The sequence below is a fragment of the Chitinophagales bacterium genome (genome assembly GCA_041392475.1).
GTDB lineage: Bacteria > Bacteroidota > Bacteroidia > Chitinophagales > UBA2359 > JAUHXA01.
Map to the genome: position 1 here is coordinate 1,560,178 of JAWKLZ010000001.1, position 21,199 is coordinate 1,581,376.

The window sequence follows — 21,199 nt, forward strand, 5'->3', positions numbered from 1 at the left end:
AACCGTACAGTACAAGCAAAAATTCCTCTGAGTACCCAATTCCCCGACTTCTGGGGCAGGCTCCATTCCGTTTCGTTCAAGTGTCGCCAAACCTTTCAGGTGTTGGCGAAATTCACTTAGTTGTAGAGGTAGCATATATTTCGCCAACGTTCGCAGAACTTGACGACAATAGAAGCGGGCAGCAGTTCAAAAAGAAAAACCCTCCAAACTACCAAGTAATTTGAAGGGTCTCCAAAAAAATCATTCTTTAGTTCCGCTTCCCATCAAAGTGAAAAGAAAGCACAGTTTCAAAATCAATATCCGTCAGTCGTCCACCGTCAATCGTCAACCGTTCCTACCGACAAACCTCCACAAAACCATTCTGCGCCACAGGACGGGTATCCACAATGTACCTCAACACATAGAAGTAAGTACCATCAGGAACATCCTTCCCATTGTTTTGCCAAGTACCATCCCAAGCCACAGAGTTGTCGTAGCCATCCACACGATAGACCTCATCCCCCCAACGGTTGAAAATCACCAACTCGCCAATCGTCTCAAAACATTCCTCCAAATTGTCTGCATTCTCAATCAAGAACAAGTCGTTGATATTGTCGCCATTTGGAGAAAAAGCATTGGCAAACTTCAAATCACAACCATTGTTTTCCGAATCAATCGTGATGATTACCAAAGCCGTATCACAGATTGCCGTATCAGGGAAAGTATAGCACAACGCATATCGGAAGCTGTCCACTCCTGCAAAATCAATGTTGGGCGTGTAGGTAATCGTTGTATCCCCCAAGATGTCGCCATTCACCACGACCGTACCATTTGAGGGCAAGTCAATGATAATCAAGTCCACCACACCGCTACCATCAGTCGGGTAGGCATCGTTGCCGAGAACAGGAATGTCAATTGGTGTATTGAGGTCAGTCGTCACCGCATCATCTTCTGCAATGACCACAATGCCATCCAAAGGAATTACATTGATGTTCACAGTCACTGTTTCGCAAACCGTACCTTCACACACTTCCAGAATCAATTGGTCAGTTCCCGTAAAGTCCGTATCAGGTGCATAATTGAAGCAAATCAAACTCGTATCGCTTGGCGTTGCAATGCCATTTGAAGGAAGCGAAGTAATGTTGAGGCTATCGGGGATAAAGTCCAAAGTCAAGATACCCAATGCAATCAAACTGTCCAAACAAATCACATTGTCGCTATTTTCAGTGACGGTAATGTTGATGGTATTGTCCACGATTTCGTCCATGATGTGAATCGTCACATAAGCCGTATCACATAACACAGGCTGACCATCATCGCAGATAATATAGCTGAAAAAGTCGTCGCCCAAATAGGTCGAATCGGGTGTATAAAGCACCTCATCCCCTACCAATTCAGCCGTTCCGTGAATCGGTATAGAAACAAATGTTACCACCAAATTGTCGCCATCAGGGTCACTATCATTGCCGAGAATCGGGATGCTGATAGGCGTATTTGGAGGCGTAGTCACTTCATCATCTACCGCAATCGGAGGATTGTTCGGCAATTCATCACTGCCCACATTGATAACCACCGTACCTACATCACACAATATCGGAGTGCCGTTGTCACAAATCGTATAAGTAAAGCTGTCAATTCCGATAAAGTCAGGGTCAGGAGTGTAGGTAAACACACCATTTGCATCAAAAATTGTGGTGCCATTTGTTGGAACAGTGAAAGTGGTAATTACCAAAGTATCACCGCCAAAGGGGTCAAAATCGTTCAACAAAACTGCAATCTGAACAGGCGTACTCACAGGCGTTGTCGCCACATCGTTTACCGCCACAGGTGCAATATTAGTCACTGAATCGGGCAAAACAATCACCGTCACCAAAGTTGTGTCGCATTGACCAGTCGCATTGCAGGCTTCGTAAATGAAGTAATCCGTTCCTACAAAGTCGGTGTCGGGCGTGTAAATCACCGTTGTACCGTCCGTTGTTGCCGTACCATTTTCGGGGTCGGTCACAATTCCGCTCACGGTCAAACCTGCTCCTTCATCATTGTCCAAAACAGGAATGTCGATAGGTGTATTCACAGCAGTTTGTACGATGTCAGGATTCGCTACAATTGGCTCAACTTCTGATGGTTGAACAACAATCGTCACCACAGCCGTATCGCAAAGCGGAGGCGTAGTACCATCGTCACAAGCCGTATATAAGAAGTAGTCTGTACCTATGAAATCCGCATTTGGAATGTAGGTAAACGTGCCATCTTCTTCCTGCAATAGCGTACCATTTGCAGGTTCGGTGATGGGCGCAGCCGTCAAATTGTCGCCATCGGGGTCGCTGTCGTTCTCCAACACATCGAAGCTGATTGCAGTGCCTTGTGGAGTTGTAAAATCGTCATCAACTGCAATCGGTGCATTGTTCAAACAATCTACATCACCCACAGCCACACCCACTTGTGCCGTATCGCAGGCATTGAAGGAATCACAAACGATGTAGCTAAACACCACACAACCTTCAAAATCTGGGTCAGGCGTAACCGTTACCGTTGTTCCATCATCCGTAATCTCCAAGCCTACTCCCACAGGAATATCCAATAAATCTGTCACCGTCAATGGGTCGCCATCGGGGTCACTATCATTGTCCAAAACAGGCACCGTCACAGGTGTATTGATAGGCGTTTCTGCCGTATCATTGTTGGCAGTTGGCGGATGATTACCCGTAATTTCACCGTCATACACATTCACCGCTACCACAGTTTCATCGCAATTGCCGAAAACATCACAAATTTGGTAGGTGAAATAATCGTCTCCTGTAAAGCCAGTATTTGGCGTGTAGGTAAACGTATTGTCTGGATTCAAAGCCACCGAACCATTTTCGGGTTGGGTAAAGCCAGTAATCGTCAATTCCACTCCCAAATCGTTCACCAAAACTGCAATGGCAACAGGCGTATTAATAGGTGTAAATGCCACATCAGGATTTGCATCCGCAGGAGGCTGAACCGTCACACAAACCGTAGCCACATCACACAAACCTTCAGGGTCACAGATTTGATACTCAAAACAATCCGTACCGATAAAACCAGCATTCGGCAAATAAGTAATACTCGCTGTATCCATGCCTATCAAAGCAGAGCCATTTGCAGGTTGAGTCAAAATGGCGGTAATCACAATGTTGTCGCCATCAGGGTCACTATCATTGTTCAATACCAAAATATCCACAGGCGTACCAATCAAAGTGCTGCCCGTATCATCTACTGCAATAGGCGGTTGATTTTCACCATTGTCAGCTTCAACTGTAATGGTCACAAAAGTTGTATCACACAACACAGGCTGACCATCATCACACAAGATATAGGTCAAGAAATCAGTGCCTTCAAAACCTGCTTCAGGCGTATAATTGATGTTGCCATTTTCATCTACAGAAGCCGTTCCGTGCATTGGGTCAGAGCCCAAAGTAACAGTCAAATCGTCGCCATCGGGATCACTGTCATTCGCCAAAACGGGAATCGTGACAGGCGTATTTGTAGTAGTATTTGCCACATCCTCAACGGCAATCGGTGGGTTGTTTGGAAATTCCTCCAAGCCCACGGCAATACCTACCGTCGCTTCGTCACACAATCCTTGAGGATCACAAACAATATAGGTGAAGCTATCAACACCCACAAAATCAGGATTCGGTGTATAAACTACTTCTCCACTTACAATTTCAGCCGTTCCATTTGTTGGCTGATTCGAGATAGAAACTACCGTCAAAGGAGCACCTTCTGGGTCGCTGTCATTTGCCAATACATCAATTGTAATCGGCGTATTTTGAGGTGTTACCACAATGTCGTTGTTCGCATTTGGCGGCAAGTTCGCATTGTTTTGGGGCAATACTGTCACCGATACAATCGTGCTATCGCAGAACACACCCGTCGGGTCGCAAATCGTATAGAAGAAATAATCTGTTCCCGAAAAACCTGCATTGGGTTGATAGACAATACTTCCACCATCCGATGCAATCGCTACAATGCCGTTTTCGCCTTGAGTTGCGTTGGTAATCACTAAATTTTCTCCTGTGTCGTTTGCCAACACATCAATGTTGATAGAAATATTGAAAGGTGTTTGCACCACATCTGGGGCTGCAATCACAATCGGATCTTCGCCTCCACCGTCATTCGTCACATTGATGGTCACATAAGTCGTATCGCACAAGATTGGGCTGCCATCATCGCAGAGAATATAGGTCAAATAATCCACTCCTTCAAAACCAGTTTGAGGCGTGTAAATAATAGAGCCATCGGGCGAAACTGCTGCAATACCATTCATCGGATCAGAACCCAATGTTACCGTCAAATTGTCGCCATCGGGGTCACTGTCGTTTGCCAATACGCCAATCGTAATCGGTGTATTCAGAGGAGTACTGACTTCATCAGGATTTGCCACAGGCGGATTGTTTGGAATACCTCCCTCTCCTACTGCAACCGTCACCGTTGCTTGATCGCACAATCCACCTGGATCACAAGCGACATAAACAAAAACATCCGTTCCTTCAAACCCAGGGAAAGGCGTATAAACTACTTGACTACCTACAATCGTAACCAAACCATTGGTAGGCTGCTCGGTAATCGAAATCAAACTCAAAGGAGCATTTTCAGGGTCGCTGTCATTCGCCAAAACGGGAATCGTTACAGCGACATTAACAGGCGTAGTTGCCGTGTCATCATTTGCAGTAGGAGGCTGATTGGGTGTATTTTCAGGCAAAACGGTCACGGAAACAATGGTCGTACTGCAAAATACGCCTGTTGGGTCGCATATTGTATAAAAGAAATAATCGGTGCCAGAATATCCTGCATTGGGTTCATAAATGATGCTTCCACCACCTGGGTTGATTGCAGCCGTTCCATTTGAAGCGGGCGTAACGTTTGTAATCTGCAAATTGTTACCTGTATCGTTCGCCAATACATCAATGTCAATCGAAATGCCAAAAGGTGTTTGAACCACATCGGGTTGGGCAATCACAATCGGATCACCACCACCATCGGTTACGGTAATGGTCACTGTTGCTTCATCGCATTTGTTATCACCACACAGGTCGCAGAGTTGGTATTGAAGCACATCTACGCCCACAAAATTGGGATTGGGCGTATAAACCACTTCATTGTTCTGATTCACCATCGCAATACCATTTGAAGGATTGCTGATAATGTTCATATCCAGTTCTTCAATACAATTCACACCCCAATCGTTTGCCAACACGTCAATTGTTGCCGTTTGGTTATTGGGAGTTGTGGCTGTATCGTCAAATGCAATCGGATTGGAGCAACCAGAGAATACGTAGAAAATCACCGTATCACACAGCAAACTATCCATCGTACAAGCAATTATTTCAATAGAATCAGTCAAATTAAAGCCTGGAAGTGGCGTATAATCGAAACAAAGCGAATTTTCGGGAATATCTGTGCCACACTCAAATGTGGAGTGTGCTGAAATGATGTGCAGTTCTTCACCGGGCAAATCGCAGAAAACCGGACAGATTTCGATGGTTTGAAGTGGCTCGGCACATATAAATTGACCAAACTCACTGCAATTGTCGTTCACTGTCACCGTTACCGTTGCTTCATCACACAAACCGCCATTGTCACAAATTTGATAGGTAAAAGTATCTGTACCCGAAAAACCAGCGTTGGGCGTATAAACCAAAGCACCACCTACCAAAGCCACCGTGCCATTTGCAGGACTGGTAAAACCAGTGATAGTAAAGGTATCACCATTAGGGTCGCTATCGTTGGCAGTCACATTGATGGTAACAGGTACATTTTCATCCGTTTCAGCCGTATCGTCGACTGCGATGGGAGGCAGATTGCTATTCAATTCATTTACTTGAACCGTCACTGTTGCCGTGTCACATTCACTGCTGTCGTCACATATTGTATAGGTAAAAGTATCTTCTCCTACAAAATCCGTATTGGGCGTATAAACCAAAGTATTTCCGTCTATTTTGACTGTTCCGTTAGCCCCCTGCGTAAATTCGGTGATGGTAATCGGGTCGCCATCAGGATCGCTGTCATTGACCAAAACAGCTATAGGAATAGCCATATTTTCAGTGGTCACTGCAAAGTCGTTGTTTGCAATTGGAGGTTTGTTGACACTGCTGCAATCTCCCACATAAATGTCCACAAAAACGGTATCACAAACCCCGAGTGCATTGCAGCCAATGATTTGCAAATGTTCGGTCATGTCAATAAAGCCTGGAAGGGGCGTATAGGTAACGCACAAACCTTCTGTGTTGATGCCACAATCGAAAAGAGTGATTACATCGTCCACCTCGTCAATTCCTTCGACATTGCAGAACTCTACACAAATTTCGATAGGTGTCATCAATCCTGTACACAAATCATCGGGATTGACGCAAGGCAATTCTACGCTGACCGTTACTGTTGCAGTATCACAAGCTCCGCTATCATCGCAGATGGTATAAGTGAACGTATCGTTTCCTTCAAAACCTGGGTTGGGCGTATAAACCAATTCTGTACCGACTTGCGTGACTGTACCGTTTGTAGGTTGGGTAAACTCGGTAATATTGATGGGGTCTCCATCAGGGTCTGAATCGTTTTGAAGTACATTGATGCTCACTGGACTTCCAACAGAATTTGCGCTATCATTCACTGCATCAGGGGCTTGGTTCACATTGGAACAGTCTCCTACATAAATATCCACAAAAACGGTATCGCAGACTCCTTGTGAATTGCAACCAATCACCTGCAAAATATCTTGCATTTCAATAAAACCAGGCAGAGGGACATATTTTACACAAAGTCCTTCGGTGGTGATTCCACAATCGAAGGTTGTTTGCACATCTTCGATTTCAATCACTCCTTCCAATTCGCAAAATTCGACACAGAAATTAATCGGAGTCATGATGCCTGTGCAAAGTCCAGATGGATTTTCACAAGGCGTGTTGTCTTGCGTAATGGTCAAACTTACCGTTCCGTCCACACATCCATCGTCGTCACAAACAGTGTAGGTGAAACTCACTACTCCTTCAAAATCCGTTGGAGGCGTGTAGCACAATTCACCAACACTTGTTCCTAAAGCAACTTTTCCTTGACTCGGTTGGCTAAAGTTTTGGAGCGTCAAATCATCACCCTCTGTTTGCGTATCATTTTTGAGCACATTGAAACAGTGAATATCATTTCCTTCAAAATTGAAACTGTCATTCACTGCAACGGGAGGTGTCTTTTCTCCACAATCCGTTGCAGCTGCTACCGTTGCGCTTGTAGTAAAAGTACAACCGTTTGAATCCGTGATGTTCAACGTATAATCCCCTGCTGCAAAACTCGCTGTACATTTTTCAGTGGCGTTTTCAAAATTAGTATATGTTTGGTTGTTGTTGTCTGTTATGATGTAGGGAGCAGTTCCACCGGAAATGATCAAGCAAATTTCGCCATCATTGCCATTGCCCTCACAAGTCGTTGGATTGGTTCTGACCATTGCCGAAATATTGGCGGTCGTTGTGCCAACTGTTGCGATTTCTTCAAAACTACATCCTTCGCTGTCGGTGATGGTGAATGTGTAGGTTCTTGCAGCAAGGTTATCAATGCAGTTTTCGGTGGCTTCCAAAAACTCTAAAGGAAAAACAGCATCCAATTCTCTCACTGAATAAGGGGCTACTCCTCCCGAAATCGTCAAACAAACCGAGCCTGTATTAACGCTATTGCAACTTGCAGGAATTGTGTTCACGGTTGCCGAAAGATTGCCAGCAGAATCGCCCACCGCTACGGTTTCTTCAAAACTGCATCCGTCGCTGTCGGTGATAGTGAATGTATAGGTTCTTGCGGCAAGGTTGTCAATACAGTTTTCGGTGGCTTCCAAAAACTCTAAGGGGAAAACAGCATCTAATTCACGAACCGAATAAGGAGCTACTCCACCCGAAATCGTCAAACAAACCGAGCCTGTATTAACGCCATTGCAGCTTGCAGGAATTGTATTGATAGTTGCGGTGATATTGGTATCGCCACCTCCACTTGGATTGCTAATCAAAACGGTTTTGGCTTTGGTGCATCCAGTATTGTCTGTCGCAACAAGGTTATGAAAACCATTTGACAAAGCATTGAAGCAATTTTCTGTGCCTTCACCAAAAGGGCCATAGGTTTTGGTATCTATTAACAAGTTGTAAGGAGCATTTCCTCCTTCAATGATTACACAGGTCAATGCGCCATTACAGGAGCTTTTGCTATCCACTGTAATGGCGATGTTGTTGGCTGCACCTTGGTTGATGGTAGCCGTTTCGATAGCTGTACAACCGTTGGCATCAGTGACGCTAAAGTTGTATGCACCTGCGGCTAAACTACTGAAACACTGCTCGGTGGCTTCAGCTAAATCACCGTAATTGGTCGATTCATCGCTGATCGCATAAGGGGCCATTCCACCCGAAATGGTCAAGCAGATTTGACCAGAATTGTCGCTACATCCCGAAGTTGCATTTGCAGTAATGGCGATACTGTTGTTAGCTGTTGAAGTATTTACAGTAACTGTTTCCGTTTTTTGACAACCATTGGCATCTGCAATGTTCAATTCATACGTGCCTTCTCCCAATCCGGGGATACAAGCCTGTGTATTTTCGTCAAAATCTCCATAGTTGTTGTTCGTATCGCTCACACTGTATGGAGCAGAACCACCCGAAATTGTTAGGCAAATTTCGCCATCACTGTTTCCACAAGAAGCATCACTGACTTCGGGTATTACCGCCACATTGTTTCCTTCTAAACCTATTGTCACACTTTCTGCTGTTGTACAAGCGTTGGCATCTGAAATGATGAGTGAGTAGATTCCTGAGGACAAGTTTGACACACATTTTTCAGCGTTTTCTTCAAAAGTTCCAAAATCTGTTGTGCCATCAGTGACACTGTAAGGGGCCGTTCCGCCCGAAATGGTCACACAAAATGAACCATCTCCACCAACACAAGTTTCGCCAGTAGTCGTAGGGCTTACATTGATGCTGCCGTCTGCTTGTGTGATGGTAATGGCCAATGTTTGAGATGCTGTATTTCCGTTGCTGTCAGAAACGGTAAAATTATACGTATTTGCTGTTAGGTTATTGGTACAGTTTTCAGTTGATTCTGCAATATCAGAGATGCTCAAGTCACCGTCTGTTAAAGTATAGGGAGCAATTCCACCTGAAATCGTTACGCAAAATGCACCATCGTTTCCACTGCAAGAAGCATCTGTTGTGGAATTAACGACTGCTTCAATGCTGCTCACTACGATTTCTTCTTCAATGGTGAAGGTTTCGGTGGTAGTGCAACCGTTGGCATCGGTGATGGTCAGGGTGTAAGTTGCTGCTGGCACATCGCTTACGCACTGTGTGCTTGCTTCCGAGAAATTGCCGTAATCAGTGCTGTTGTCGGTCACTTGATATGGGGCTGCACCGCCTGTGATGGTCAAACAAAATTCGCCGTCGCTGTTGCCTTGTGTAGCATTCAGTAAAATTCGGTCAACTTCAATTTGCACATCACTTGATTGGATATTGAAGGTTTTGACTGTGCTGCAACCGTCCTCATCGGTGATGGTATAGTTGTATGTGCCTGCTGTCAAATCAGAGATACATTGCTCCGTTGCTTCTGCAAAACTGCCGATGTCGCTTGTTCCGTTATTGACCGTATAGGGTGCATTGCCGCCTAAAATGATTAGGCAAATTTCGCCTGTTGGGGTATTGCAGTCTATGTCGGTTTGGGCAGAAGTCGCTTCAATACCACTACTTCCGATGCTGCTTGTTTCGTTGAGAATTTCACAATTGCAGTTGGCATCTACTACATCAATGTCGTAATTGCCCGCAGGTAAACCATTGAAGGTAAAAATGTTTGCAGTAGTTTGGTATTGGATAAGAGTGTTTCCATCTTTTCGTAGGGTGTAGGTGAAAGGGCCCACGCCATTGCTCAAATTTAAATCCAAACTCCCATCATTGCCTACACAAGATTCGGGTGTGCTGCTGATGTTTTGAAGGTCGAAAGCAGCACAATTGCAGTTAGCACAATTGAAGGTAGAGGTGATGGTCAAAGCTCCCATATTTACGGCACAACCATTATCGTCGGTGATATCAAAACTGTAAGTTCCTGTTGTTAAATCTCTTATATAGGCTTGACCTGCATTGAAGAAACCATAATCATTATTGGCATCGGTTATGCGGTATGGAGGTGTTCCGCCTGTGATATTCAAACCAATGCTTCCTGCTTGATTGTCATTGCATTGGGCAATGTTGAAAACTTCTGCGTCTATTACAATGGGTTCAGGAGCAACGGTGTTGACCAAGGTGCTGTATCCTTTGCAGCCAAAAAAGTCTGTGACTTCTACCACATATTCTCCAACAGGTAAATTATCTATGAGTGTAGAACGGATATCTGTAACGGTACCGATGATGTCACTACCGAGTATTTGATAGGTAAAAGGTTCGTTTCCGCCCACTACTTCAAACTCAAATGATGCTCTATTTTCGTCTGCACAAAGTAGGGTCATGTTTTCAAAAATGATGTTGACTGTTGCAGCATCGGATTCATTGATATTGAAGTCGTGACGCAGGGGCATACAGTTGCAATCGCTGTCTTCTGCAATGGCATAGTAGCTACCTGGTCCCATGGATGTTGCTGAAATAAGTGCTTGCGAACTGGATTTGTCTGTGACAATGACGTTGGTCAAAGCATTGTGCCATGTGACAGTATAATTGCCTGAACCTCCATCTAATGTGATGCTGGATATTCCATTGGTGCTACCACAGTTGGTATTGGTTTCACTGCTACTCAACATTCGAAAGTTGTTGCAACAGGTACAGTCGTCGGGGGCTGCAACAACGATGCTTGGTACAGATACCATACAGCCACTATCGTCTATGATGTTGAGATTGTAAGTATCGGCGGCTAAATTGGAGATGCAGTGTGCTTGGTTACTTGCCTCAAAAACGCCAAAATCATTGTTGTCATCACTGATTCGATAGGGAGGTGTTCCGCCTGTTAGGTAAAAACAAATTTCACCATCTGTTGCATCGCAATAAGCAACTTCTTTTGTGCCAATGAAATCCAACTCAAAATATGTAGGCTCGATTACTTCAATGCTTGTGATAACGCTACATTTAGAATTGTCGGTGACTTGAAGGGTATATGTTCCTCTGCTCAAACCATCAACGGTGGTGGTGGCACTGTTGATCTCTTTATCTACTATTCCCAATTCTGGAATAGAATAAGTATAGGGTGCTGAACCATCTATCATCCTAAAGTCAAAACTACCATTACCATCTGCTGTACACCTTACATCCAAAATGGTGGTGACATCAATTCGCATGGTGGTATTGCTTTCTATTTTGAATTGGTATTGTTTTTCACAACCCATACCACTGCTGGCGTTGAGGGTGTATATTCCTGCGGATAAGCCCGGTATTTGAAGTGGATTGGCAGGATTCATGGGATTGCCACTTGGATTTAACCAATTGTAAGTTATAGCATTGCCCGAATCATTGGTCACGTTTAAGGTAATGATGCCATTGTTGGCATTACAATTTGGCTTCGAGATACCTGCACTTATTTCAAAATTGGGTTCGCCTATGGGTACTTCAAAGAAGTAAAAATTGGAACAATCACCATTGTTCTTTATTTGAAGTATGTATTCACCACTACTGAGTCCTGCAATGGTACTATTGGGGAAGTCTCCTGTTAGTTTTTTATTGGTATTTTGAAGATCAATAATGGTGATTTCTACATCCTCAGAATCGGCATTGAAGAGGACAAAACCATCATTTGTTTCACAGTTACTTGGTGCTGCTACATGAACGATGTCAACTTTTGCAGCATCTTGGTTTTCAATAGAAAAATAGGCAGTTTCACTGCAATTGTTGTCTAAATCTTCAACCACAATTTGGTAGTAACCTGCTCCCAGATTGGAGATATCGTCTTGAACTTGATTTGTGCCTATGGTTTGTGAAAGGAGGCTGTTGTCGGATAAGTCTGTCCATTGATAACTGTAATTGCCGCTTGTTGCTGCAATGTTGATGACGGCCGTTGCAATGTTGTTGTTGCAGCCTGTTGGGGTTTGGGTGATGCTCACTATTTGTAGTTCATTGCAGGTCATTGCGGAGGCGAGCAATGGAAGGAACAAACATTGTAAGTATACAAAAAAAGTACGTATTGATTTCATAATGTAAATTTCAACAGCATTAATTATTAGGGGAAAACCTATTAAAAAAAAAATCAAAAAGAAGCTGACTGGCAATTATTTACGGTTTCTTTTGAGCTTTTTATTTTAATTTGCTCAACTGGTTTGAGAAGTGGCAGGTTGAAGTAAAATTTTATTTTAGTGTGGTAAAAGCTTGACTTGAATGCGCTATTTCAAATTGTCTTATTTTTTGAAGGAAAGTTTGATGGTTAATGGTTAATAACCAATGGATAAAAACTTTCATTAGTTTGATGAAGCACAATCAAGAATTATTCCACTTTGAAGGAAGTAGTTAAGAGGAAAAGGAGAATAGATACGAAGCATTTTTTCAATAATTCAATGACAGACAAATAATTATATCTCAATAAAATGAGAGGTAATTACTATAAAAAAATATTGTCATTGTATTGTCATATTATCGCAAGTTCAATTTTTCCTTTCTGGAAAGCATAGGTAATATAGGCATACTTGATAGACTTCGTGGAGGTTAGCCGTTTAGATTACTACAAGCATTGGCCTCAGTTTATGGATATTTTTTTTTGAGCCGTTTTACGAATTCTTTGATAACTTGAAGGTCTGTTTCGTTTTGGATAGAATAGTTGGCGTCGGCTAATAGTGTGTCAATTTCTTCGTTAATGATTTTGTGGTATTCGGAATCTTCGGTAGTTTGAAAATGTAGATATTTAAGGACTTGTAGAAGTTTTCGGACGATGATAACATCGTGTTTGCAGTATTGACGAAGAGATGCGAAGGTGCTGTATATTAAATCTTTGAAGTTAACCACATGAAGATGTACACGAACCGTTCCTTCTTCGGATTTGTAGGACTGGGTATCGTCTATTTTCATTCTGAGGCCGAAAAGTTCGGTGAGGTAATCAATGGCATTGAGGGCAGTTCCTGGGTCGTTGATGCCTGGGGACATGGCTTTCACCGCAATTTCGGTAATCTGTTTGAAACCCAGCAAATAATTGTCTTCAATAAGTTCGGTATCAGAAAATTGAAGACAAGACAAGGCCTCTTGACCGACTTCTTCGCTAAGTGTTTTTTGGGATTTTATTGCAGGAGTATTTTCCAATACAAACATGCCTTTGGAAGGTATGATGTAAAAAACAGTATCGTGTTTTTCGGCAATTTCAGCGAGGGTTTTGTCCGAAAAATCCTGAAAATATCCCGTTTCTTTATTAAACAATTCTTGCCATCCATCTGTATTGGGTGCTTTCTTGATTTGGCGATTTGCGTCTTCTTTTAGCTCTAATAAGTGTGTTTTGGTGCTTCGAAAAATCTGACGCAATATGTGGCTGATTTGCACCTCTTGTGAGATAGAATGGATGAAGTAAACAAATAAGCCTAAACATATAATACTCAAAATAATGGCATATAAAATTGAAAATTCGTCTAATTGATATTCTTTTTCAGATGGAGATATACTCATAAGGGTGAAAATGCAATAAATCAAGGTACCTAGATAAACACCCAAGACTATTTGATGGCGTTTGTTGGAAATAAGTCCGGGTAATAAACGAGGAGAAAAATTACTAGCGGCTTGATTCAATACAACCATTACCATCGAAAAGCTGAAGACAGTAAGACTGAATAATCCCCCTATAATAACGCTCAATACGACACGAGCCGTTTCGATGTCTTTTACTACTATTGCATCAGGAATGAAGTCTTCAATGATATTTGTAATTTCATAGTTCTTTAGTACCGTGATGATGAATATCGAAATGAAGCCTACCGATGCTATGATGGTTGGGTAAAAGGCAATGCTGGTAATGATGGCACGGTAGAAGGATAAAACTTTGTTTTTGATTTTTATCATAGAGCTGGCTGCAATATTTGAAGTTCTACGGAAATAACCGGGTGTGTTGAATTAGGTTTATAGATTTTGGGCTTTGGACGAAAGAAGTGAGAAGCGGGAAACAAGATGTAAATGTTTGATAATCAATTATTTACTTATCCTTACCATTTAATCGTAAATTATTCATTATCAATTGATTAATATCTCACTTCTCGCATCTCTGCTCCCTCGTCCAAAGTCTAAATAGATTATCAATTGACTTTTTGGGGGAGCAAAATAACGATTACTAAAGGATTTTTACTATTATGCTTCTGATTTTGCCTTTTAACATTATCTTTGCAGCCTAAAATATTTCATTTTATAACCAATCGTCAATTAATTATGGCAAGCACAGGTTTTCATACAGAAATTGCTAAACCAGATAAGGTTGAAAGTACAAGTGGCTTATTCAAAGTGATTCTTCCAAGTTTTTTAGTAGTCGTTTTATTGAGCTTTATACCAGCGTATTACAAAATGAATATGTTGGATACTCCGGTATTGTTCAGCAGTAGCTTTATTTTCCTACTCTTATTGTTGATTCCATTCCTATTTTTCTACAATTGGTACCACAAAAACTATGAAGAAGTAGGGGAATTGAATTTGACATCAGACGCTATTGAGTTTGAGTTAGAAGGTGTGGATAGAAAATGGCATTGCCCCATTACAGAAGTCAAAGATTTGACAGTTATTTATGACGGTTATGGCGGATTGTTAAGTCCCAAAAAAGGAGATGGTAACGTAATCAGTTTTGTGGCAGACGGAGAAGCATACGAACTCAATTTTGTACTTCCAAGTCAAGAGGATGCCGAAAAAATGGGTGATGTATTGAAGCAGTGGTATGCCAAAGGTATACATATGGAAGAACGATCTACTTCGGGTGACGAGCGTTATTTGATGCTTTATGGACCTCAATTTAAACCTGCTATGGCTTAATGAATTACTTTGAATTCTATCAGTTACCCATTGCCTTCAAAATTGATGCGAAAAAGCTAAAGCGCAAGTTTTACGAATACAGCCGAAAATACCATCCCGATTTTTTTGTGCAAGCATCTGCTTCTGAACAGGAAGATGTATTGGAAAAGGCTACTATCAACAACAAAGCCTTCAAAACACTTTCTAACTTAAATAGCCGCATTAAGTATGTGCTGGAATGTAAGGGGATAATAGAAGAGGGTGAAAAGTACCAATTGCCTCCAATGTTTTTGATGGAAATGATGGAGGTCAATGAAGCTTTGATGGATCTTCAATTTGAAGCAGATGCCGCCAATTTGAAGCAAATCACCCAACAAGTAAATCGCATTGAAGCAGACTTATTTGAAAGTGTATCATACATCATTGAAAACTACAAAGATGGAGTGTCGGATGAGAGCGATTTAAAAAAAGTGAAAGATTTTTATTTTAAAAAGCGTTATTTGTTGCGTATTCGAGAATCTTTGAATAAATTTGCAGCCGATTGAGAGAAAAGCGATTTTCAATCAATTTTTGTTCTTAATTTTTTGGTTGAATGAGCGGGTGGAAGGAACTTTTTAACACCGTTAAAAGTTGTATAATTCACCTACTTAATCTTATCAAAATGCCCAGGTGGCGGAATTGGTAGACGCGCTGGTCTCAAACACCAGTGAGGTTAAACTCGTGCGGGTTCGAGCCCCGCCCTGGGTACTATTCCAAAAGATAGAAAGCCTATCACATTTATTTGTGGTAGGCTTTTTTTATTTGAGTTAAGTCTTGAGGTTTTGAACAGAGTCTGCTCTGATGAATAAATAGGAGAACTTTTAGATAAAAAAGAGCGGACGATTATAAATTTTGACTCACATCACTCATTAAATCAACCAACCTCCTACAGTTTTCTTGATTTGAAAACTGTCCTTCGAATACTTTACTACGTGCTTCAATATCCTCCTTCAAAAAAACTCGCTCCTTCAATACCTCAATTTGCTTCTGAAATTCTTCTGCCGAATCTGCAATACTGCAAAGACCTTCCAAACCTGTATTCACAACCATCAGCTTATTGACCAAGCAAAAACGCCCATTGTACAAAGCATTTAACAACTTCAATTTGATGCCCGTAGCTTGGAATGTAGGGAGGATGTTAATGTGAGCATCTTGAATCAATTGCTGTAATCGCTCATTGGAGGGAAAAATTTCTAATTCGACATTGGCTTTGTTTCCAACGGCTTCAATGAGTTCTTTTTGGGGTTTGCTGCCTGCAATGATAAGCGGATACTTCAATTGACCAAAGACTTCATCTACCAAAAACATAACAGCTTCGTGGTTTTCATTGACACTCAAATTGCCGTGATACAACGCATAAGTACCTTTTCCAGTTTGGCTTTGCAGGGTTTCATTGGAATGAAATGCAGGAAGATAATGAACGTTTTGAAAACGTTGTTGAAGGTAATTGCAGTCGTTGGGTGAAATGGCAAAAATAGTCTGTGCATGTTGCAACTTGGCTTCAAATCGTTTCAGTAAACGTGCTTCAACATTGAAGTAAATTTTCTTAATCCAGCTTTTTTCAGATTCTGCAAGGGCTTGGTAATATTCCCACTCGATGTTGTGCATTCTCACCCATTTTTGCCGATGCTGCAATTGGGGGTGGTCTAAATAATAACAAGTGTGCAAACCTTCAAACAGAATCGGAGTATTGTTTTTGAGTAGGTTAGCCAATAATTCGTTGGATTTTCGAGAACTGACAATGTAGGGATGTTGCAGTGAAAAACCTTTGATTCCTGTCTGACGAGGATAATAATACACTATTTCGCAGAATTGCTCCAATTCTTTCGCTTCTTTGCGGTTGCCGTACTGAAAACAATGTAGGGTGATTTTCACACCTAATTGATGGAGCGTTTTGAGTTTGTAGAATACATCAATCACACCGCCATAGTTGGCAGGATAGGGAATATCGAAGGATAAGATGTGAAGGTTCATGTTTTTACAATCTAGTCTTCTTTCATTTTCATTTCACTTAGCGATTTCCACCGACTTTGATTGTGTCACAATGCTTGTGTCTGCGTGTAAGCTGTAATGAATGAGAACATTGCCTTTGTGGTTGGGGTCTTTTTCAATCGGTTTTACTCCTTCCTCCCACTGATTGCAGTGAGTAGAAATCGGTTCTACGGCATGAATCCACTTTCCATTAGAGAAAGTCCAAACATAATAAGCCATCCAGCAACTTGTGAACCAACTGGGAAGCAATCCAATTTCATCCGTCCCGTTTTCATTCAAATCGCTTTCATTAACAGGTTCACCACCAATACACATTTCCACTTTGATGGGTAGAATATTGGGGTCAGAAAACTGAATCAAGCACTCACATTCTCCTTCACAATCCATTGATTCTACTACAATTTTTGGAGCAATTAGCCACATATATTCCGAATGACCATCACCATTGTAATCCCCTTCAACTGCACCTTCGGGGATGTTTACAACATTGCTGTCATCGGAATTTGATTGACTTTCTGATTTGTTGGAGTTGTAATTGCAGCCAAACAGACACACCAATAAGGTCACAAAGAAATATTTCATACTACTTCATTTTTTAAGCCCAAAACCTTTTTTGGATTCTATTGAAAACACAAAAGGAACTTTATCAGTTTGGGCGATAAAGTTCCTTTTTTCTTACAGTATTTTAGACTTTGGACGAAAGAAGTAGGAAGCAAGATGCGACATATAAAAAATTGATAATCAAAACCTTAACCTATTGATGTGATTGAGTACAAATAACTGGTTATCAATTAATTAAACTCTTACTTCTTTGCTCCTTCGTCCAAAGTCTAAAATACTTGAGGTCGATTTTTTAGTTTGAAGTCGAATTGAATTTCCAACCTAAGTAGTCAGCCATATTTATCTTAACAATTAAAATTTCTCAAACAACTGTTTATCAGTATGTTTTTTCTTCATTTTAATTTTGATACACTACTTACTTCTCCCCTTCCTTCAATTCCGACTGAATGATTTGCTTAAACTTGAAGTAATCATTCTGCTGCATAAAGCCTTCTTTTTTCACCCATTCCTCATTGCTGTATTTGACCACATATTCCTGAATCTCATCTTTGGTCATGCGAGAATGAGAAGTAAGATAATTCGCCATTTGCAGCAATAAATGCCTGTTGTTTTTGAGTAATTTTTCAGCTTCTTGCTCACACCTTTTGATCAAGTCCAAAGCCTCATTTTCGTGTTCGTCTTTGTGGAAGAAAAAGTCGTTGAACTCCGATTCCATCACCGCTACTTTGATAGGATCCTTACCCATAGCATACGATTTGATGGCGTTGTTTGCCAACTGAGTTGCTTGCACAATGTCTTGACGCACACCAGAAGAAGTGTGGTCTAAACCAAAAATAATCTTTTCGGCTACATATCCGCCCAAAGTGATGGTAATATTTTTCTCAATCAATTCACGGGTCAGAATATGCTCGGGAAAATTGATTTTGCAGAAGCCAGCTGCCTCATTGTCAACCGTACGAGTGACCACCAAATCGGGTACAATGTGAAGGGTCAAAGCCGCCAAAACAGCGTGTCCACATTCATGCACAGCAATGTGTGCTTGCACATCATCGTCTTTCGCCTTGCGAAGTTCGTGAACTTTGAGGTTGACTTTGTAGCTTTTTTCGGCAATCAACTGACCTACCAAATCGTAGAAGTGAATGTGGTATTTATCTTCATCAAAGGCCCAAGTAATGTAGGCAGGTTGCCAATCATTCTCAATCATATCGCAGATAATCTGGCTGATGTAAGAATCCACCAAGTTTTTGATGGTTGTCAGTACAGGACGTGCGCCTTGAGTCGGAAAAACACCTTCTTTGTAGATAATGTCTATGATGCTTTCGTCAAACTCCAATCGAAGTTTGAAGCGTTCTTCAATTGTTGCGTTCATTTCCTTCAATTTCCGCTCAATAAAGATGCGGTAATTTTCGGCATTGAAGGCAGGGTAAATGATGTGGTTGTTCCCCAAACGTGCAATTTGCTCGTTTCGGAATCGGTGTTGTAAAGCAGATTTGATGTCTGCAATGGTGATTCTCAAAGTGCTTTTGTGAAAATCGTCTGCACTGATGTCGGGATTGATGTTGTAGCTCATATAATAAGCTTCATCCAAGTTGCCAATCACAAAAATCAAGGCTTTTGACAAATCCATCATTTTCATCGAACCTTCATAGTTCACTGCTTCATAGAGGTAATCCACTATTTCTTCAATACCCATTCGCCTCAACTCATCTTTGATGTCGAGTGAAGAGGTGTATTTGTCACCTACCAATGAGTTCAAACCGCCCACAAAATCGGGAGAAGAGAAATAGTTGGCTTTCAGTTTCTTTTTGCCAGAATTGTAGCCAAAAAAGCCGAAACCTCTAAATATTTTGGCAAACGCCTCGTAGTTCTCGACCACTTTCCCATCGGCAATTTCTACTCCAAATTCAATACATTTGTTGAGTAGTTTGATCGCTTTGTAGCCTCGATTGATGTAGTATTGACTGGGTGAAGCATTGTAGTTAAACTTACCCGAATCCAATAGTTCCCAGATGATTCGAAGTTTGTCACGATCCACTTCTGCTCCTGATTCGTTGATGGTGCGGGCAAATTGAAATTCGTCTAAACAGATGATACACTCCCGTTCGTGGTGATGCTGCAAATCTTGGGTAAACATAGATTTAAGCCACGTACCGCTTGTATTGGTGCTGCCAAATTCGCCAATATCAATGTGAAGATAAGCTTGCAGAATGTCCAGTATTTCGACCAAACGCCTAACCAAAGCCGTTTTACCTGTTCCTGTCATTCCCCAAAGATTGATGACCGTAGGGCGCATTTGGTTATCGGGAAACAAATACCATGGGTGCATCAAACTGATGATTTCATCAATGATATCATCCAGTCCAATGAATTCTTCCTTGAGTTGTTGCTTCACAAATTCAAGGGTTTTCTTACGCTTAAGAATGTACTGTTTTAAGTCGGGATTTTTCATGTTCATATATTCTGCCCTATAAACTTAATTTTGAGCAAATTAGTTTCCTAAAAATGCAATAATTGAATTTAATTTTATGTGAGGTATGTAATGTGTCGGATGTGATGGAAACAATGAAAAATCCAATATCAAACACAATCTGTCCTAAAACCTATGCCAATAAATCAGCTGCAACTATTGTCGGGCCACTCCCTATCCTATCCGAAATCCAATATCGGTCTTCACAATGAGGCAGTAATTCTGCTTCAATGAAGGCTTCAACGGCTTTTTTGGAAGAGGAAGGATACAACACATGGACATTCGGCCCTGCATCTAAAGTGAAACAAACTGGATGTCCTGATTGACGGCGAAAATCTTGAATTTTTCGGATAATGGTAAGCGTATTCGGTTGCATCAAAATAAAAGAAGGGCTAGAGGTCATCATCAAGGTATGCAGCGTCAATGCTTCCATTTCAACAACCTGCATAAACTTTTCGTAATCTCCTGACTTCAATGCCTCTACTATTTGCAGCACATTTTGGTTGGCTTCTTTGTAGCGTGTAGCCGCATAGGGATTCCCTTCCATAAGGGTGTGTCCCGCTCGACTTGATACCGATTTGGTGTCGCTACTAACAATCAATATGGCATCTTCAAACTCCTTGAAATTAGGGTGTAAATGATGGGCAAAAGGCAGCGCATATTCATCCGCACTGCCATTGATTTCGGGATGCCGCCCCCAAACAGCTAATTTGGGAAAAACCGATCTTGAAGCACTTCCAGAACCCAAACGAGCTACATAAGAGGCTTTTTGCCAAAATTCTCCTTCGCTTACAGGTGTGCCAAACAGTTGTTGCTCAATGCTGCAAAGGCACAAAGCCAAAGCACTCATGCTCGATGCAGAGGAAGCGATACCTGATGAATGGGGAAAAGAATTGGAGGATTTGATGCTCAGATGTAGTTGAACCAAAAAAGGAAATATGTCGGTAATAGAAGCTAAATAACTGCGAATTTTCTCTGCAAAAGCTTCGTTGTGTTCTCCTTCAAAGCGAAAATCCAAAGAAATTCCTTTATTTTTTTTCATGCCATACATTACGGATGTTTCGGTGTAGGCTTGCGAGAGGGTGAAACTGATGGAGGTATTGCGAGGCAATTGCCGCCCATATTTTCCCCAGTATTTCACCAAGGCTATGTTTGAAGGACTTTGCCATACAATAGGCTGTCGATCAATGTGTGGAAGTTCTCTTGTGAGCTTTAAGTCTAAATTTTGATACATCTGTTTATA

At 41.6% G+C, this 21,199-nt stretch carries 8 protein-coding genes and 1 tRNA gene; 3 read left to right on the top strand and 6 right to left on the bottom strand.

Annotated elements, in window-relative coordinates:
- Nucleotides 1–334 precede the first annotated feature (334 nt).
- Nucleotides 335–12,088 (bottom strand): Ig-like domain-containing protein, encoded by an 11,754-nt coding sequence (locus tag R3E32_05705; GenBank protein ID MEZ4884217.1) that lies wholly within the window; start codon nucleotides 12,086–12,088, stop codon nucleotides 335–337.
- Between the two features lie 580 nt (nucleotides 12,089–12,668).
- Nucleotides 12,669–13,967, bottom strand: coding sequence for a DUF2254 domain-containing protein (locus R3E32_05710; GenBank protein ID MEZ4884218.1), 1,299 nt, complete (start codon nucleotides 13,965–13,967; stop codon nucleotides 12,669–12,671).
- Between the two features lie 360 nt (nucleotides 13,968–14,327).
- On the opposite strand from R3E32_05710, the gene R3E32_05715 reads away from it, so the two are divergent.
- The 3 genes from R3E32_05715 to R3E32_05725 all read left to right on the top strand — a co-directional run bounded on the left by R3E32_05715 (nucleotide 14,328) and on the right by R3E32_05725 (nucleotide 15,644).
- Nucleotides 14,328–14,918, top strand: coding sequence for a hypothetical protein (locus R3E32_05715; GenBank protein ID MEZ4884219.1), 591 nt, complete (start codon nucleotides 14,328–14,330; stop codon nucleotides 14,916–14,918).
- Nucleotides 14,918–15,442 (top strand): Fe-S protein assembly co-chaperone HscB, encoded by a 525-nt coding sequence (gene hscB / locus R3E32_05720; GenBank protein ID MEZ4884220.1) that lies wholly within the window; start codon nucleotides 14,918–14,920, stop codon nucleotides 15,440–15,442. Before R3E32_05715 ends, hscB begins: the two co-directional genes overlap by 1 nt.
- 118 nt (nucleotides 15,443–15,560) lie before the next feature.
- Nucleotides 15,561–15,644 (top strand) — tRNA-Leu (locus tag R3E32_05725).
- A gap of 135 nt (nucleotides 15,645–15,779) precedes the next feature.
- On the opposite strand, the gene R3E32_05730 is transcribed toward R3E32_05725, so the two are convergent.
- From R3E32_05730 to R3E32_05745, 4 genes are all read right to left on the bottom strand, one after another.
- The gene (locus tag R3E32_05730) at nucleotides 15,780–16,910 is read right to left on the bottom strand and encodes a glycosyltransferase (GenBank protein MEZ4884221.1); all 1,131 of its coding nucleotides are present in this window, start codon (nucleotides 16,908–16,910) and stop codon (nucleotides 15,780–15,782) included.
- Between the two features lie 33 nt (nucleotides 16,911–16,943).
- Nucleotides 16,944–17,510, bottom strand: coding sequence for a hypothetical protein (locus tag R3E32_05735; GenBank protein MEZ4884222.1), 567 nt, complete (start codon nucleotides 17,508–17,510; stop codon nucleotides 16,944–16,946).
- Between the two features lie 394 nt (nucleotides 17,511–17,904).
- Complete coding sequence (locus R3E32_05740; GenBank protein ID MEZ4884223.1) at nucleotides 17,905–19,881, bottom strand: AAA family ATPase; 1,977 nt, start codon at nucleotides 19,879–19,881, stop codon at nucleotides 17,905–17,907.
- A 208-nt stretch (nucleotides 19,882–20,089) separates the two neighbouring features.
- Nucleotides 20,090–21,190 carry a hypothetical protein gene (locus R3E32_05745; GenBank protein MEZ4884224.1) on the bottom strand — a complete coding sequence of 367 codons (1,101 nt, stop codon included), beginning with the start codon at nucleotides 21,188–21,190 and terminating at the stop codon, nucleotides 20,090–20,092.
- Nucleotides 21,191–21,199: the final 9 nt, after the last annotated feature.

What these genes read in the sequence shown, in the direction of transcription:
- R3E32_05710 (MEZ4884218.1), bottom strand. Translation starts at nt 13,967, where the DNA reads ATGATAAAAATCAAAAACAAAGTTTTATCCTTCTACCGTGCCATCATT.
- R3E32_05715 (MEZ4884219.1), top strand. Translation starts at nt 14,328, where the DNA reads ATGGCAAGCACAGGTTTTCATACAGAAATTGCTAAACCAGATAAGGTT.
- hscB (MEZ4884220.1), top strand. Translation starts at nt 14,918, where the DNA reads ATGAATTACTTTGAATTCTATCAGTTACCCATTGCCTTCAAAATTGAT.
- R3E32_05730 (MEZ4884221.1), bottom strand. Translation starts at nt 16,910, where the DNA reads ATGAACCTTCACATCTTATCCTTCGATATTCCCTATCCTGCCAACTAT.
- R3E32_05735 (MEZ4884222.1), bottom strand. Translation starts at nt 17,510, where the DNA reads ATGAAATATTTCTTTGTGACCTTATTGGTGTGTCTGTTTGGCTGCAAT.
- R3E32_05745 (MEZ4884224.1), bottom strand. Translation starts at nt 21,190, where the DNA reads ATGTATCAAAATTTAGACTTAAAGCTCACAAGAGAACTTCCACACATT.